Here is a 16013-nt window from a genome sequence, read left to right as displayed (position 1 = left end):
GCCTCTGCTCCGACGCCCGGCTCGCCTGGAAGGCCGGGGCTCCCACCGCCTCCGGCGACCCCACCGAGGGGGCGCTGGTAGTGGCCGCCGCCCGGGAGGGGGTGGATCAGGCCCGGGAGCTGGAGCGCCTTCCCCGGGCGGCCGACATCCCCTTCGACTCCACCCGCAAGCTGATGACCACCGTACATACCCGGGAGGAGGGGGGGTGGACCGCCTTCGTGAAGGGGGCCCCCGACGTGCTGCTGGAGCGGTGCTCCGCCACCCCCCGGGGACCCATTACCCAGAGCGACCGGGCCCGGATCACCGCCGCCAACGAGGAGATGGCCGGCAAGGCCCTGCGGGTCATCGCCGTGGCCCGGCGTGAGCTGGACCGCCTGCCTGGCCGGCTGGAGCCGGAGGATATGGAGCGGAGCCTCACCTTTTTGGGCCTCTTCGGCCTGATGGACCCGCCCCGGCCCGAGGTCCGCGCTGCGGTGTCCAAGTGCCACCTGGCGGGGGTGCGGCCGGTGATGATTACCGGCGACCACCGCTCCACCGCCCTGGCGGTGGCCCGGGAGCTGGACATTGCCCGGCCGGGGGACTGGACAGTCACCGGGGCGGAGCTGGACTTTATGCCTCAGGAGGTGCTGGAGAACGACATCCAGCGCTTCGCCGTCTTTGCCCGGGTCTCCCCGGAGCACAAGATGCGCATTGTCCAGGCCTGGCAGAAGCAGGGACAGGTGGTAGCCATGACAGGGGACGGGGTGAACGACGCCCCCGCCCTGAAGGCCGCCGACATCGGCTGCGCCATGGGCCGGACGGGCACCGACGTGGCTAAGGGGGCAGCGGACATGATCCTCACCGACGACAATTTTTCCACCATCGTCTCCGCCATCGAGGAGGGCCGGGGGATTTACTCCAACATCCGCAAGGCCATCCACTATCTGCTCTCCTGCAATATCGGAGAGATCGTCACCATCTTCGCCGCCACGGTGGCGGGCTTCGGACAGATGCCCCTGGTGCCGGTGCAGCTGCTGTGGCTCAACCTGGTCACTGACTCCCTCCCCGCCCTGGCCCTGGGGGTGGAGCCGGTGGAGGAGGGGGTCATGGAGGAGGAGCCCCGGGACGCCTCCGCCGGGCTCTTTGACAGAGACTTCTCCTTCCGGCTGGCCTGGCAGGGGCTGATGGTGGGGGGACTCACCCTGGCGGCCTATTTTCTGGGCCTGCGCTGGCTGGGGGCTCCGGGGATGGAGGGGGCCACGGCCAACACCATGGCCTTCGCCACCCTCACCCTGTGCCAGCTGTTCCACGCCTTCAATATCCGCAGCGAGGACCGCTCCCTCTTCGCCCAGGGGGTGTTGTCCAACCCGGCCATGAACCGGGCCTTCCTGGCGGGGCTGGCTATGCAGCTGTCCGTACTGCTCATCCCGCCCCTCCAGGGGGTGTTCTCCGTCACCCCTATGAATGCCCCCCAGTGGTGTACCGTCCTTGCCTTGGCTATGGCCCCCATCCCCATCTGTGAGTGGGCCAAATCCAGCCGCAGGAGAAGTATGGAGGAGACCGCCCCGGAGGAGGCGGTCAAATAGCCAAAAAACAGCCCCGCCGGCGAGCATCGCTTTCCGGCGGGGCTGTTTTATTGACATACATTTTGTGCTCCGGTGAAATCACGTTAAAATGCGCCGCCGCACACATCTATCTCACAGAAAACACCGCGCCGGAGCGGGGCGGGAGGGCGACGGTATACAGCCCGTCCTTCTGGGAGAACTGGGGCTGGCCCAGCAGGGGAATCAGTCTGCCCCCGTCAAATGTGAGGGCGTGGTCCTCGTCCCCGGCGTTAAAGACGCACAGCAGCCGCTCCTCCTCCATCTCCCTGAGAAAGGCCATCAGCGGCCCCCGGCCATAGATATACCGGATAGCGCCCTGGCGCAGGGCGGGGTGGTCTTTGCGCAGCCTCCCCAGAGTCCGATACCAATCCATCAGCTCCCGATCCTCCCGGCCCCAGGGGTAGGTCTGACGGTTGAAGGGGTCCTCGAAGCCCTCCATTCCCGCCTCGTCCCCATAGTAGACCGTAGGGGAGCCGGGGAAGCAGAACAGCAGCAGAGCGGCGGCCTTGAGCAGCTGCCTGCCCCGGAGCCGCTGTCTGTGGGACAGCCGGAACCGGGCCCGCCACTCCTTGGACTGGTCCCGGTACTCCCCGCCCGCCCCCAGCAGGGTGAGGATGCGGGGGGTGTCGTGGGTGTCCAGGGAGTTCATGGCGGAGTAGAAGGCGAAGGGGGGGTAGTTCTCCCGGATGGTCTCCATCCCCTCCACAAAGGCCTCGCCCCCGCCCCCCTGGAAGAAGGACAGGATGGCCGAGCGCAGGGGGTAGTTCATCAGCCCGTCGCAGTGGCCTCCCAGGATGTGCTTGCGGCGCACGCCGTAGGCCACCTTGGTGGACCCGTCCTCCCACACCTCGCCGATGACCACTGCGTCGGGCTTCTCCGCCCGGGCGGCCTCGTGGATGCCGTGGACAAAGCTGTCGGGCAGCTCGTCGGCCACGTCCAGCCGCCAGCCGTCCGCCCCGGCCCGGAGCCAGCGGCGGACCACGCTGTCCTCACCGCCGAAGATAAACTCCTGATAGGAGGGGTTGTTCTCATTGACGGCGGGCAGGGAGTAGATGCCCCACCAGCTGTCGTATTTATTGGGCCACTGGGTGAAATTGAACCAGGGGCGATAGGGGGAATCCTCACTTTGACAGGCCCCCGTCTCCGGGTAGAAGCCGTCCCCGTTGAAGTAGCGGCTGACAAAGCCGGTGTGATTGAATACCCCGTCCAGCATCACCCGCATCCCCCGCCTGTGGGCCTCGTCGCACAGACGGGTGAAGTCCTCGTTGGTGCCCAGCATGGGGTCCACCCGGCTGTAGTCGGCGGTGCCGTAGCGGTGGTTCTCCGCCGCCTCAAAGATGGGGTTGAAATAGACCGTTTCCACCCCCAGCTCCTTCAGATAGTCCAGCTTCTCTATAACGCCCTGAAAGTCCCCGCCAAAAAAGTCCCGGTTGCGGATCTCCCCGTAGTCGTTGGGCAGGAACTCCGGAGCCTCCTCCCAGCTCTGGTGGACGGTACGTCCCCCCACCAGCCCCTCCGGGTCAGGGATGCGGCTGCGGCGGAAGCGGTCGGGGAAAATCTGATAGGTGACCCCCTCGCCGAACCAGGTGGGGACAGTCTCCTCCCCGTCGTAAACGGTGAGCTGGTAGGGGCCCAGCTCTGTCCAGCGTCCGTCCAGCCGCTCCAGGCGGAAGGAGTACCACACCAGCCCCACATAGCCGGCGGTATCCAGGGCCGTCGAGAACTCATCCCGGCCCAGATTGTGGCCCTTCCAGGGCATTTTCATGACAACAATCTCGTTGTGCCGGCTCTCAAAGCGGGCGGCCAGGCTCGCGTGACAGAAGCATTCCTTTCGGGGGGGGCGAAGGGTAAACTGTACCTGCGTTCCGGAGGCCGCTGCGCCGTAGGGCGTTTTATATCGGGGGTCCCGGGAGTCGTAGGTGGGCAAATATGGCATTGGAATCACTCCGTGTTCAGGATCTGTAGGGCGCGCCGTTTTCCGGGTATGCGCCGGCGGGCGTCAATGGTACTGATAGCTCCCGCCGCCGATGAACTCCCGCAGCAGGGAGTCTTTCGCCACCAGAGCGGGGTCAACGGCGTCGAAGTAGTCGAAGGCGGCCACCAGCTCCAGCAGCTCACCCTGGCGCTCGTTGTCTTGGGGGACGCTCTGGAGCAGGGGGGCGGCGTAGTGCTTCATCACAGGCACCTCGTAGGGCAGGGAGGAGTCAAAGATGATATCCGCCTTGCCCCGGTAGGGGGAGATATACAGCTTCTCCCCCCGGCGGACATTGGCCCACATGCTCAGGGTCTGGGCCACCCCGGCGCCCCGGAAGCTGTAATCCCGGACGGCCCGGCGGGTCAGCCGCATCCAGGTGCCCTTGAAGCGCAGGGCGGAGCCCTCATTCACATTGGAGCGGGCGGAGATATACAGCTTGGCCGCCTCCGGATGCCGTGAGGTGATGTCGTTGTTGAGGGCGTGGATGCCCTCAAAGATGGCGATCTCGTTTTTCTCCAGGCGGAGGGGGGTGCCCAGGCTGTCGTTGCGCATCTGCCGGGCAAACTCATACCGGGGAACCAGAATTTCCTTCCCCTGGGACAGAGCGGTGAAGTGCCGGTCCAGCAGCTCCATGTCCAGGAACAGGGGGGACTCATAGTCGATGTCCCCCTCCGGGGTGCGGGGGGCGGTTTCCGGGTTCAGGGTGACAAAATAGTTGTCCATAGCCACCGCGTGGGAGTTCACCCCCCGGCGGCGCAGCTCCTCGGCAATTTTCATGGCTGTGGTGGTCTTGCCCGAGCCTGAGGGCCCCGACAGCAGCACAATGGGGCTGCGCTCCAGGTTGGACAGAATCCTGTCCGCCGCCAGGGACACCCGCTGGGCGTAGTTCAGGTCGCACTCAGCCAGAAACTCCGCCACATCCGTCCGGACGCGCCGGTTGATCTCCTGTAGTTGGTAGGCCATAGAGACGCTCCTCTCTTGGGCGGTGCTTTTTAGGGGCCCGCCCCCTGCCTTTGATAAAACTTCCGAATTTCTTCCTTCTGTCCCAGCACCTTCTCCAGCCCGGACAGGTAGTCCTGGGGGTACTTGGGATTGGTGAGGCGGGAGAGCGCCCCATCTCCGATGAGCTTGGTCACTCCGCCGCAGCCCAGGGAGATGACGGTGTGCAGCTCCTCCATCATCACGATGTTATACAGGCTCTCGGTCCCCGGCCTGGCCCAGCCCACGTTCTCCAGGGAGCCAGACATATATTTCTGCCGGTATAAATAGTAGGGGATATAACCTTTCGTTGTCAAAATCTCACGGGAGAAGTCCAGCATCCGGGCCACCTCGCCCCCGCCGGGCATGGAATCCGCGTTCTCCCCCTCCATCAGCCGGGAGCCCTTCTTCAGGGCCAGTGTGTGGACGGTGACGTTCTCCGGGGCCATGGCCAGCACCTCCTCCAGGGAGCGCCGGAAGCCGTCGAAGGAGTCCCGGGGCAGGCCGGCGATCAGGTCCATATTGACGCAGGCGAAGCCCATTTCCCGGGCCAGCTCATAGGCCCGGCGGAACTGCCCGGTGGTGTGCAGCCGGCCGATGCCCTCCAGCACGTGGTCCTCCAGGGTCTGGGGGTTGATGGACACGCGGCCGGTGCCGTGACGCTTCAAAACCTCCAGCTTTTCCCGGGTAACGGTGTCGGGGCGGCCGGCCTCCACAGTGTACTCGGTACAGCCGTCCAGGGGGAGGCATGCCTCACATTGGGACAGCAGCCGGTCCAGCTGGTCCGCGCTCAGGGCGGTGGGGGTGCCGCCCCCCATATAGAAGGAGCGGACCGACAGCCCCAGCTCCTTCAGCACCCGGCCTGTCTCCGCCGTCTCCCGGAGCAGCCCCTCCAGGTAGGGCTCCACCATGTGGAGCGTCCGGCCCACGTCGGCGGAGACAAAGGAGCAGTAGGCGCACCGGCTGGGGCAGAAGGGAATGCCCACATACAGCGAGACCTCGCCGGGCCTCAGAGTCCGCTGCGCCCCCGCGCTGGCCCGGGCGCAGTCCACCGCCAGCCGCGCCCGCTCCGGGGAGACAAAATACTCCTTCCTCAGCTCCGCCTCCGCCTGCTTCGGGGTTTTCCCCGCCAGAATGGCCCGGGTGGGCAGCTTCACCGGGCGCACCCCGGTGAGGGCCCCCCAGGGGGGCTCATACCCCAGCAGGGCGGTGCCCGCCTTGTAGAAGGCAAGCTTCAAGGCGTGCTGAACGGTGTGGTAGACCGCCTCCGGAGCCTCGTCCAGCTTCTCCGAGGGGAAGCGGCGCACCCCGTCGAAGCGCTCCCGGTGTCGGAACACCAGGGCGCTGACGCTGGTCAGGGTCTTTCCCCGGCGGAGGGTGAAAATAACCGCGTTTTCCTCTTCGCCCAGGAGCTTGGGGAGGGGACCCTCCGGATACTCCGGCTTCTCCCCCGGAAAGAGGGTGAGCATCATCTGCTCGGCGGCGTAGTGATACCGCTCCGGGGACCAGGGGAAGTTGGTGGTCTGAAAATACAGCTTCACGGCTGTCTCTCCCTTGTCTCGCTGCGGCCAATTAGGTAATCCATGCTGACATCATAGAAATCAGCTAAGGCGACCAGATTGGGGAGTTCAGGAATATGGCTGCCACCCTCATAATATTGATATGCTCTTGGAGTTACTTTCAAAAACTCCGCAACTTGAACTTGTGTCAGTTTTTTCTCTTTACGGAGTAACTTCAGGCGCTCACGAACAATAATCATAAAAACTCCTTGACACGAACGGTTCATTCTGGTACAATAAAAATACACGAAAGATAACTTCGACGAAAAGAGGTATCTACCATGAACCAAACTATACTTCAAATCTTATTCCTTGACAACCCGGAAATTCCTGCGGAAATCGCCAGCTTCTGCAACAGCCTGCCCAAGTACGTCCAGGCGGAGCAGGAGTATAACCAGGCCGCCCAGGAGCTGGCCGGCCTGATCGGCTACGAGCAGTTCAGCCGCTTCGAGGAGGCCCTGAACTGGCACCTGGCCGCCGAAGCCCGCGCCTGCTACCTCTTCGGCCTGGGGCTGCGGCAAAAACTGCTCCGGGAACTGGCTGGGTAAGCCCTTCTTCCCCCGCAGGGATAAGGCTCCTTTGGAAAGGAGCTGTCAGCCGAAGGCTGACTGAGGATTGCGTTCGCGAAGCGAACATACAAAGTAAACAAGGTTTGTACCCTCTGTGTAGGGGCGCACATTGTGCGCCCGTCATTAACAGGCCAGCTCCAAAAAGCGGGCGGACAATGTCCGCCCCTACAGAGGCTCAAAACCCTCGTATGCTTCGCATATTTTGGCTGCGCCAAAATACAATCCTCCGTCATCCGCTTCGCGGATGCCACCTCCTTTAAAAAGGAGGCTTGCCGCTGCGGCGGGACGGGGGTTCCTTCTATCCCATCGCCATGCGCAGGTAGGGGTTGGACCTCCGCTCCCGGTCCAGCTCAGAGGCGCCCATGTGGCCGGGGAGGACGTGAAAATTGCCCTCCAGCCCGCCCAGGCGTTTGAGGGAGGCCATGATCTCCCCCTCGTCCCCGCCGGGCAGGTCGGTGCGGCCCATGGAGCCGGCGAAGAGGGTGTCCCCAGTGAAGAGCGCCTCGCCCGCCTTGAGGGTGACGGAGCCGGGGGAGTGGCCCGGGGTGTGGAGGACCTCCACCGTCAGGGAGCCCAGAGGGAGGGCGTCCCCCTCGCCGTAGAACAGCAGGCCCTCCACCTGCCCCGCCAGGGGGAAGAGGGTGTTCCCCGCCCCGTTGGCGTCAGCCCGGTGTATATAGATCTTCGCCTCGGGCAGGGCCTCGTGCAGCTCAGGCACGGCAGTAGTGTGGTCGTAGTGACCGTGGGTGAGGAGGATGTACTCCACCGCCCCCTCCGTCTCCTTCAAAACGGACAGGATGCGCTCCGCCTCGTCCCCCGGGTCGATGACCGCGATTTTTTTATCCTCCTCCAGGATATAGCAGTTGGTGCCGATGGGCCCCACCTGCATCATTTTCACCCGCATAAAAGTACCTCCTGTTCAGCCCAGCATGTCAGACACGTCTTCAAATCCGGAGCGGTCCACCGGCTTGCGGTCGTAGGCGGCGCGGAAATATGGGATGACCTCCTCCACAGTCCGCACATCCAGATCCCACAGGGCCATCCCCTGCCGGGAGCCCCAGCCGATCTCTACGGTATACCAGCCGGGTCGGGGCCCCGCCCGGTTCATGGCGCTCTGGATAAACCAGTAGCTCTTGGGGTCGCCAGGGTCCTTCTGCTCCAGAATGAGAAAGCTGTCCGGGTCCTCCAGGTTCAGCTCCCGCAGCTCGGAGACAATCATCTCCCAGGTGTCGAACTCGGGCCAGAGCTCCCCGCCAACGTTCAGCGTCCAGGGCCAGTCCGGATGGGGCTGGCCGGGGTGATGTTTCTTTTTGCCGAAGAAAAACATAGGGGAACCTCCTTTGCAGGAGCGGACATTGTCCGCCCGTTCTTCGTCTGCCGCTTTGGCGCGGGCGCACAATGTGCACCCCTACGCTTTATCTGTATCAAACAGGATGGTCACCGGCCCGTCGTTCACCGATTCCACCTGCATGTCGGCCCCGAACTGTCCGTGCTCCACCTGGAAGCCCCGCTCCCGGCACCGCTCCAGGAACCACTCGTAGAGCTGAACGGCCAGCTCGGGCTTGGCGGCCTTGGAGAAGCCGGGGCGGCGGGAGGAGGTGTCGGCGTACAGGGTGAACTGAGACACCACCAGCAGCGCACCCCCCACCTGGGCCAGGTCCAGGTTCATCTTGCCGTTCTCATCCTCGAATACCCGAAGGTTGCATATCTTTTCTGCCAGCTTATCCCCTGTGGCCTGGGTGTCCTCCGGGCCCACGCCCAAAAGGACCAGAAAGCCCTTCCCGATGGCCCCCTCCACTGTCCCGCCGATGGTGACGGAGGCGGAGGTCACCCGGGTAACTACCGCGCGCATGGGATCACGTCCTTTGTTGGTAATTTTGTAGGGCGCGACGACCCCGGCGCGCCGCTTTTATTGCCCTCTATGCCCTGAACATCGGGCCGCCGAGGTCGTCGGCCCCTACAGGCGTCTATTTCCCCGAGGCCCTCGCCACGTGGTAGACCCCCTGAATGTTGTTCAGCTTGTTGATGACCCCCTCCAGCTCTCCCTTGTCCTTCACCTCCACCACGATGGAGATGGTGGCATGGCCGTCGGGCAGGGAGCGGGCGGCCAGGGCGGAAACCTTCACCTTGGCAGTGGACAGGGCCATAGCCACATCCAGGGTGAGATTGTCCCGGTCCTTGGCGGAAAGCTCCAGGGAGGTCTTGTAGTTGGGCAGCTTGCTCTCCACCCAGGAGACCTTGACCCAGCGGTCCGCCTCCTCGGGCCTGCGCTTGTCGGGGGCGGCGTTGGGGCAGTCGGCCCGGTGGACAGACACGCCGTAGCCCCGGGTGATGAAGCCGATCACCGGGTCGCCGGGGACGGGGGTGCAGCACTTGGCGAACTTCACCAGGCAGTTCCCCAGCCCCTCCACGATGATGCCTGAGTCGGAGCGGCCGCTTTTGACCGGGCCGTGGTGCTCAGAGGGGGCGGCGTTGCCCGGCATGATGACGCTCTCCTCCAGGGTGCGGGCGGCGGCGGCCGCCTTCTCCGCCTGGAGCCGGCCCAGCCGCTGGAGCTCATCCCGGATACGGGCCACCGATTTGGCGGCGGTGGTGCCCCCGTAGCCAATGGCGGCGTACAGCTCATCCAGGGTGCCGCAGCGCAGCTTGTGGAGCAGGTGGGGGAGGACCTCCTCGCCGGTGATGGCGGACAGAGGCAGCTTGTAGTGCTTCAGCTCAGACTCAAACGCCGCCCGGCCGGTGGCGATATTCTCCTCCCGCCGCTCCTTTTTGAACCACTGGCGGATCTTGTTCCGGGCCTCGTTGGATTTGCACAGGTTGAGCCAGTCCCGGCTGGGACCCTTGGCCGATTTGGAGGTGAGCACCTCCACAATGTCGCCGTTGGACAGCTTGTAGTCGTAGGGCACCATCCTGCCGTTCACCCGGGCGCCCACCATGGTGTTGCCGATGGCGGAGTGGATGTTGTAGGCGAAGTCGATGGGGGTGGCCCCCTGGGGCAGGCTCTTCACGTCGCCGTTGGGGGTAAAGACAAAGACCTCGTCGGCGAAGAGGTCCACCTTCAGGGTGGAGACAAACTCCTCGGCGTCGGCGTCCTGCTGGTTCTCCAGCAGCTTGCGCACCCACTCGAACTCCTGCTCGGTGCCCAGGTGCTGGTTGGCCATCCCCTGCTTATACTTCCAGTGGGCGGCCACGCCGTACTCGGCGGTCTGGTGCATCTCCCAGGTCCTGATCTGCACCTCGAAGGGGATGCCCTCCCGGCCGATGACGGTGGTGTGGAGGGACTGATACATGTTGGGCTTGGGGGTGCCAATATAGTCCTTGAACCGGCCCAGCACCGGCTTGAACATGTCGTGGATACAGCCCAGCACATTGTAGCACTCCGGGATGTCGTTGACAATGACCCGGAAGGCGTACAGGTCAAAAATTTCGTCCAGCGTCTTGTTCTGGGCAAACATCTTGCGGTAGATGGAGTAGATGTGCTTCACCCGGCCGTAGATGGTGCAGTTCAGCCCCTCCTGCTTCAGGCGCTGCTCAATGCGGTGCTGAATGCCGGCCAGGAACTCCTCATGGGTGGAGGAGCGCTCGGTGAGCTCCTCCTCGATCTCCTTGTAGCCAACCGGGTCCAGATAGCGCAGGGCCAGGTCCTCCAGCTCCCACTTCACCTTCTGCATGCCCAGGCGGTGGGCGATGGGGGCGTAAATTTCCATGGTCTCCAGACTCTTCTCCCGCTGCTTCCGGGGGGACTGGTACTCCATGGTGCGCATATTGTGCAGCCGGTCGCAGATTTTGATGAGAATCACCCGGATATCCCGGCTCATGGCAATGAGCATCTTGCGCAGATTCTCCATCTGCTCCTCTTCCTTGGTGACGAACTGCATCTTGGTCAGCTTGGTGACCCCCTCCACCAGCTCGGCCACGGTGGGGCTGAACTTTTTGGCGATCTCCTCGTGGGTGGAGGCGGTGTCCTCAATGCAGTCGTGGAGCAGGGCGGCCACCACGCTGTCGATGTCCAGCTCCAGGTCGGCCACAATCTCCGCCACGGCGATGGGGTGGATGATATAGGGCTCGCCGCTCTTGCGCAGCTGGCCGTGATGGGCGGCGTCAGCGTAGGTGAAGGCGTCAAACAGCCGCTTGGTGTCCAGGTTGGGCGTGTAAGCGACCACCTTCCGCTCCAGGGCGTGATAGCTCTCTAAAATGGGGTCCATACTGTCACCTCGGTTTCGGGTTTGTTCTCTGTAGGGGGCGGTCCCTGTGCCGCCCCGCTGCTTTGCTGCCGGCGGGGGGACGGAGCGGCGCGGAGGCCGCCCCCTACAGACCGCTCTCCAAAATCCGGCGCAGCCGCCTGATAATCTCCGACGCCTCCAAATCCACCTTCTGCTCCACGTGGCGCAGGGTGATCTGGATGCGGTCGGTGCGGCGCTTCAGGTCGATGAGTCCCCGCTCCTCCAGCACCTCCAGGCAGAGCATGGTCCGGGCGGGCACCTCCTTCTGCCGGGTGGCCCGGGCCACGGACCGGGCGATGCGGGCGGGGGTGTCCTCCACCACGGTGCTGGCGGTGGACTGGCGCTCCAGCCATCGGTACAGGTCCACAAAGTCCCCCCGGCTGGGAAGCAGGAACCGGGCCTCCTCGCTGGTGAGGGGCTCCCCCTGCCTGTATTTCTCATAAATGGCCCGCTCCAGCTGGGCCCGGGAGGGGGCAAGGCGCAGGTCCACCACCTGGAGCTGGACCGACCGCACACCCCGGAAGTCGTTGATCTGGGGGTAGAACACCACGTCCACCCGGCAGCCGGGGTATAGCCCCAGCTCCGAGCCCTGGCTGGAGAAGAAGATGGCGTCCAGCGGCGCGCCCCGGCTCTCCAGCCGCAGCTTCAGGTGCCGGCCCCGGCCCACCTGGGCCATGGCGTGGACCTGGGCCCCCTGGAGGAGAAACACCGGCCTGGGATTGCCCGTGCCGCAGGGCTCCAGCAGGTCCAGGGCCTCCACCGCTTCCACCGTCAGGTGCCGGGGAGAGACGGCCAGATCGACATCCAGCACCGAGGGAAGGGCCTGGCCGTGGCAGCTGTCTGCCACCTGGCGGCGCAGGGCCTGGGCCAGGGCGGGGATGTTCTCCTCCTTCACCGTGAAGCCGGCGGCCAAGGCGTGGCCCCCGAAATTCTCCAGCAGCGGGGCGCAGGCGGACAGCAGCTCGAAGAGGTTAATATCCCCCCAGGAGCGGCAGGAGCCCTTGCCCAGGCCGCCGTCCAGGCAGATCATAAAGCAGGGGCAGGCGTATTTCTCCGCCAGGCGGGAGGCCACAATGCCCACCACCCCCTGGTGCCACTGGCTGCCCGCCAGCACAATGGCCCCCCGCTGGGGGGCGCGCTCCAGGTGCTCCACGCACTGCTGGAAGATCTCCCCCTCGATGCCCTGTCGCTCCCGGTTCAGCTCACACAGCTGGGCGGCCAGCTCCTCCGCACGGGCGGGGTCATGGGTGAGGAAGAGCTCCACCGCCACCTCCGCCATGCCCATCCGCCCGGAGGCGTTGATCCGAGGGGCCAGAGTATAGCCCACCGAGACGGAGGTCACCGGCTTGTCGGTCAGCCCGGCGCACCGGATGAGGCTGTCCAGCCCCAGCCGCCGGGGGGGACACAGCCGCTGAAGGCCCAGACTGACAATAGCCCGGTTGGCCCCGGTCATGGGCATCACGTCGGCCACCGTGCCCACGGCGGCCAGATCACAAAATTCGAGAAAGACCGCCCGCCGTTCCGGCTCCTCCACCACCGCCAGGGCCAGCATCAGGGCCACGCCCACCCCGGCCAGCCCCTTAAAGGGGTAGGGGCAGTCGGGCCGGCGGGGGTTCACCACTGCGGCGGCGGCGGGCAGCTCCTCCTTGCAGGCGTGGTGGTCGGTGATTACCACGTCCAGCCCCAGGCTGGCCGCCAGGGCGGTCTCCTCCACGGCGGTAATGCCGCAGTCCACGGTGATAATCAGGGAGACACCCTGTCCGGCCAGGGTGTGGACCGCCTCCCGGTTCAGTCCGTAGCCCTCCTCCAGGCGGCTGGGGATATAGGGCAGGACGTCGCCCCCCCGGGCGGTGAGCAGCTGGGTGAGCAGACAGGTGGAGGTGATGCCGTCCACGTCGTAGTCTCCGTAGACGGCGATGCGCTCCCCCCGGTCCAGGGCCTGCCGGACCCGCCGGACGGCCCGGTCCATGTCCTTCATCAGAAGGGGGTCGGGGATGGGCTCCGATCCGGGGGAGAGCAGCCGCCCGGCCTCCTCCGGCCCGGTAATCCCCCGGGCGGCCAGCAGCCCGGCCAGCAGGGGCGGATAGCCCGCCCGCTCCAGAGCCCGCTGCCCCTCCGGGCAGGGAGCGGCCACCTGCCACTGCTTGTATTTCACCCGGTGGTCACCTCCCGCCCCGCAGACACGCCCTCCGCCTGACGCAGGGCATAATCCTACATTATTAACTTGCCTATTATATCAGAGCGCATCGGGTTTTTCAAGATAAAATACAAAAAACAGCCCCAGCGGCAGCCACTACTATAAGTTTGCAGGGACCACTAAGGTCCAGGCAGACTTATTTTTTATGCCCGCAGGAGGTGAAAAGGGTATGGCTTGCTATACTTCCCGCACTTATGAAGAGCGGAGGACCATTCAAAAACTTTGGGAGGCCGGTGTTCAGGCAAAAGAAATCGCGGACAAGCTGGAGGCCCCGCTATCCTCCATCTACTCGGAGCTGCGGCGCGGCCAGGACGGGAGCCGGTTGCCGAACCAGCGGATGCGCTATAATGCGGACCTTGCGCAGTTGCGTATCCAGCAGTCTTTCGAGCGGAGAGGGCGCAGGACCGGAGAAGGGCCGGACCAGAAAGGAGCGGACGGAGCATGACCAACTTTGAGAAATTCGCGGAGACGCCGGAGGCGCTGGGCGAATTGCTGGCCTCTCTTACGGTGATTGACAGCCCGTGGGAGGACGCATTTCACAAGGCGTTCTGCGCCAAATGCGAGCGGGAGAACTGCGACGGGAAGCGCTGCCCGCACAAGGCGGAGCGGAACAATCCGCTGTGGTGGCTGAAACTGGGCGAGAAGCAGGGCGAGGTGCCGGGCCTGTCTATCAGGGTCAAGGCGGCGTTCCCTATCCTGTGGGACCGGGAGTATTACACCGTGGCCGGGAAGCAGAAGGAGACGCGCGCCCCCTGCGTCTGCTGTGACAACACGGGGAAAGTGACCATTAAGGGCGTCGAGTACGCTTGTCCCAGGTGCAAGGGAGACTGGCGCGAGAAAGAGGTTGTCGGCACAACGACGGTCTACTCCGTCGCAAAGTGGGTGCTGGAAAGTATCAGTGTAAACCAGTACGGCTTATCGCTTACATTCAAGCAGACAAACAGCACGGAGCGGTGGGGCGGCAGTTTGCAGATGCGGCAATCGGACTTCCGCGACATGGTATACAGGGACTACGGGAAAACCATAAAGGTCTACGACGACTACAAGGCCGCAATGGCGGAAGTGAAGCGCCTGAACGCGGCGGAGCGGGAGAAGCAGGCGTGAAGTGTAAGAAGTGCCGTCACTTCTACACGGTGATGGTTACGAAGGAGGGGTACAACCCGTTCCCGTGCTGTCACTTGTGGGAGGACGAGGGGAAACGCCCGGAACCGCTTACCCAGGCGTGCTTTGAGCCACGGGAGAAGAGACGGAAAAATGCTTGAAGTTGTACCTATGACACTGAAAGAGGCAAACGCCTTTGTGGAGCAGAACCACCGGCACCACGGACCTGTCGTGGGCCACAAGTTTTCTATCGGCCTATCTGACGGAGAGAAAATCGTGGGCGTTGCTATTGTAGGCCGTCCGGTTGCCCGGCACCTGGACGACGGGTGGACGCTGGAGGTCAACCGGCTTTGCACAGATGGGAGCCGCAATGCCTGTTCCATGCTATATGCCGCCGCATGGAGAGCGGCCCGCGCCATGGGCTATAAACGACTGGTGACATACATCCTGGAGAGCGAAAATGGGGCAAGCCTGCGCGCCGCCGGATGGAAATGCGTGGGACAAGCTGGTGGCCTGCGGTGGACTGGAAAGCGCCGCCCGGAAGTAGACCTTTACCCGGCGCAAATGAAAATCAGATTTGAAAAGGAGGGCTGACATGTGGCAAGGAAAAAAGAATACCCCGGCGGCTTCCGGCTGACGATGGCGACGGCGCGGCGGCTGGCCGTGCAGGAGTTCGGGACGGCAAAGGGCCTGAAACAAGGGAGCTGGCACAATTCCGAAGGGTTCTATGAAATGACGATGGGCAATTTGGAAATCGAAATACACCCGGACATGAGTGGAAGCGGGTGCATCCAGATTGATATTGCCATGCACGGAGCGGCGGGGCATATCTACCAGCTCCACGACCGGGACACTTTGCACCGGAACTACAAGGAAGAGGACGTGCAGCGGCGGAAGGAACGCCGGGAAGTGTTCGAGGACTGGGTAAGCGCGGGCGGACCGGAGCCGTGCCACAAAGCAATCGACGATTTTTGGAACAGGAGGTAGCGGGCATGAACACCATCTACAAACCGAAGGGCGCGGCGGCGGAGTACGGCGACTATGCCGTGAACATCTACACCGGATGCCCCCACCGCTGTTACTACTGTTTCGCGCCCCAGGTCCTCCACCGGGACCGGGAGGCGTTTCACTCCTGCGTGGGGCCGCGTAAGGACATCGTGACCGAACTGCGGAGGCAGTTGGAGCGGGAGCAGATTACCGGGAAGCTGGTCCACCTGTGCTTCACCTGCGACCCGTACCCTATCGGCCACGACACGACGGCCACGCGGGAGGTCATTCAGACGTTGAAGGAGTTCGGCAACCACGTCCAGATTTTGACCAAGGGCGACGGAAGCCGGGACTTTGACCTGCTGGATGGCGGCGATTGGTACGGCGTGACTATCTCCTGCGACGTGCCTATGGCAAACAGGGCGGAGCCGTGCGCGGCCAGACCGGCGGACCGGCTGTATAACATGGAGACGGCGAAGTGCAAGGGTATCAACACATGGGTATCGTTCGAGCCGGTCCTTGACCCGGCGGCGGTGCTGGACTGCATTAAGGGGTGCGCCTACTTCATCGACCGGGTGAAAATCGGGAAGATGAACTATCACCCGTCGGACATTGACTGGGCGAAGTTTGGGCGGGAGGCCGTGGCTGCGTGCGAAGAAATGGGCCTGGACTACTACATCAAGGACAGCCTGCGGGCGGAAATGGACAAGCCGTGAGTAGCGGGGCGGACTGGTCCAGGACGTGCGAAGGGTGCGAGTACATACGGACGGAGCCGTGGCCGGTCAAGGGGAGCTACAGCGAAAAGACTATTGCTTTCCGATGCTTTGCGCCGGGGAAACGC

The 16013-nt window shown here is 64.0% G+C and carries 16 protein-coding genes; 7 read left to right on the top strand and 9 right to left on the bottom strand.

The window, feature by feature from the left end; translation table 11 throughout:
* Nucleotides 1-1565, top strand: a 1565-nt coding sequence (locus D1641_RS12585; RefSeq protein WP_160666231.1) for a cation-transporting P-type ATPase, incomplete at its 5' end; no start/stop codon positions are given.
* A gap of 106 nt (nucleotides 1566-1671) precedes the next feature.
* Here D1641_RS12585 and D1641_RS12580 read toward each other — a convergent pair.
* The 4 genes from D1641_RS12580 to D1641_RS12565 form a co-directional block, all read right to left on the bottom strand.
* Nucleotides 1672-3519, bottom strand: a complete 1848-nt coding sequence (locus D1641_RS12580) for a glycoside hydrolase family 13 protein (RefSeq protein ID WP_160666229.1) — start codon at nucleotides 3517-3519, stop codon at nucleotides 1672-1674.
* 63 nt (nucleotides 3520-3582) lie between these two features.
* Complete coding sequence (locus D1641_RS12575; RefSeq protein ID WP_160666227.1) at nucleotides 3583-4521, bottom strand: nucleoside kinase; 939 nt, start codon at nucleotides 4519-4521, stop codon at nucleotides 3583-3585.
* 29 nt (nucleotides 4522-4550) lie between these two features.
* Entirely contained in the window at nucleotides 4551-6077 is a 1527-nt protein-coding gene (gene hemZ, locus D1641_RS12570) for a coproporphyrinogen dehydrogenase HemZ (RefSeq protein WP_347707433.1), read from the bottom strand.
* The gene (locus D1641_RS12565) at nucleotides 6074-6295 is read right to left on the bottom strand and encodes a helix-turn-helix transcriptional regulator (protein ID WP_160666225.1); all 222 of its coding nucleotides are present in this window, start codon (nucleotides 6293-6295) and stop codon (nucleotides 6074-6076) included. Before D1641_RS12565 ends, hemZ begins: the two co-directional genes overlap by 4 nt.
* An 81-nt stretch (nucleotides 6296-6376) precedes the next feature.
* On the opposite strand from D1641_RS12565, the gene D1641_RS12560 reads away from it, so the two are divergent.
* On the top strand, nucleotides 6377-6643 hold the full coding sequence (locus tag D1641_RS12560; RefSeq protein ID WP_160666223.1) for a hypothetical protein: 267 nt from the start codon (nucleotides 6377-6379) through the stop codon (nucleotides 6641-6643).
* A gap of 319 nt (nucleotides 6644-6962) precedes the next feature.
* Here D1641_RS12560 and D1641_RS12555 read toward each other — a convergent pair whose 3' ends face one another.
* The 5 genes from D1641_RS12555 to recJ all read right to left on the bottom strand — a co-directional run bounded on the left by D1641_RS12555 (nucleotide 6963) and on the right by recJ (nucleotide 13042).
* Nucleotides 6963-7568, bottom strand: a complete 606-nt coding sequence (locus D1641_RS12555; protein ID WP_160666221.1) for an MBL fold metallo-hydrolase — start codon at nucleotides 7566-7568, stop codon at nucleotides 6963-6965.
* Between the two features lie 15 nt (nucleotides 7569-7583).
* On the bottom strand, nucleotides 7584-7991 hold the full coding sequence (locus tag D1641_RS12550) for a hypothetical protein (protein ID WP_160666219.1): 408 nt from the start codon (nucleotides 7989-7991) through the stop codon (nucleotides 7584-7586).
* 81 nt (nucleotides 7992-8072) lie between these two features.
* Nucleotides 8073-8516 carry a D-aminoacyl-tRNA deacylase gene (gene dtd / locus D1641_RS12545; RefSeq protein WP_160666217.1) on the bottom strand — a complete coding sequence of 148 codons (444 nt, stop codon included), beginning with the start codon at nucleotides 8514-8516 and terminating at the stop codon, nucleotides 8073-8075.
* A 115-nt stretch (nucleotides 8517-8631) separates the two neighbouring features.
* Nucleotides 8632-10869 carry a bifunctional (p)ppGpp synthetase/guanosine-3',5'-bis(diphosphate) 3'-pyrophosphohydrolase gene (locus tag D1641_RS12540; protein WP_160666215.1) on the bottom strand — a complete coding sequence of 746 codons (2238 nt, stop codon included), beginning with the start codon at nucleotides 10867-10869 and terminating at the stop codon, nucleotides 8632-8634.
* A 103-nt stretch (nucleotides 10870-10972) separates the two neighbouring features.
* Nucleotides 10973-13042 carry a single-stranded-DNA-specific exonuclease RecJ gene (gene recJ / locus D1641_RS12535; RefSeq protein WP_160666213.1) on the bottom strand — a complete coding sequence of 690 codons (2070 nt, stop codon included), beginning with the start codon at nucleotides 13040-13042 and terminating at the stop codon, nucleotides 10973-10975.
* 211 nt (nucleotides 13043-13253) lie between these two features.
* Here recJ and D1641_RS12530 point away from each other — a divergent pair, with 211 nt between their 5' ends.
* The 5 genes from D1641_RS12530 (at nucleotide 13254) to D1641_RS12510 (ending at nucleotide 15888) form a co-directional block, all read left to right on the top strand.
* The gene (locus D1641_RS12530) at nucleotides 13254-13529 is read left to right on the top strand and encodes a helix-turn-helix domain-containing protein (protein ID WP_160267065.1); all 276 of its coding nucleotides are present in this window, start codon (nucleotides 13254-13256) and stop codon (nucleotides 13527-13529) included.
* A complete protein-coding gene (locus tag D1641_RS12525; RefSeq protein WP_160666211.1) occupies nucleotides 13526-14188 on the top strand; it encodes a hypothetical protein in 663 nt (220 codons plus the stop codon). Before D1641_RS12530 ends, D1641_RS12525 begins: the two co-directional genes overlap by 4 nt.
* Before the next feature lie 150 nt (nucleotides 14189-14338).
* Nucleotides 14339-14779 (top strand): XF1762 family protein, encoded by a 441-nt coding sequence (locus D1641_RS12520; RefSeq protein WP_160666209.1) that lies wholly within the window; start codon nucleotides 14339-14341, stop codon nucleotides 14777-14779.
* 3 nt (nucleotides 14780-14782) lie between these two features.
* Nucleotides 14783-15172 (top strand): hypothetical protein, encoded by a 390-nt coding sequence (locus D1641_RS12515; RefSeq protein WP_160666207.1) that lies wholly within the window; start codon nucleotides 14783-14785, stop codon nucleotides 15170-15172.
* Nucleotides 15173-15177: 5 nt separating this feature from the next.
* Nucleotides 15178-15888, top strand: coding sequence for a hypothetical protein (locus tag D1641_RS12510; RefSeq protein WP_160666205.1), 711 nt, complete (start codon nucleotides 15178-15180; stop codon nucleotides 15886-15888).
* Nucleotides 15889-16013: the final 125 nt, after the last annotated feature.

Source organism: Colidextribacter sp. OB.20, from assembly GCF_009911595.1.
In the GTDB taxonomy this organism is placed as follows: Bacteria; Bacillota; Clostridia; order Oscillospirales; family Oscillospiraceae; genus Lawsonibacter.
The sequence above is the reverse complement of the archived record's forward strand: the minus strand, read 5'-3'. Positions and strand labels throughout refer to the sequence as shown.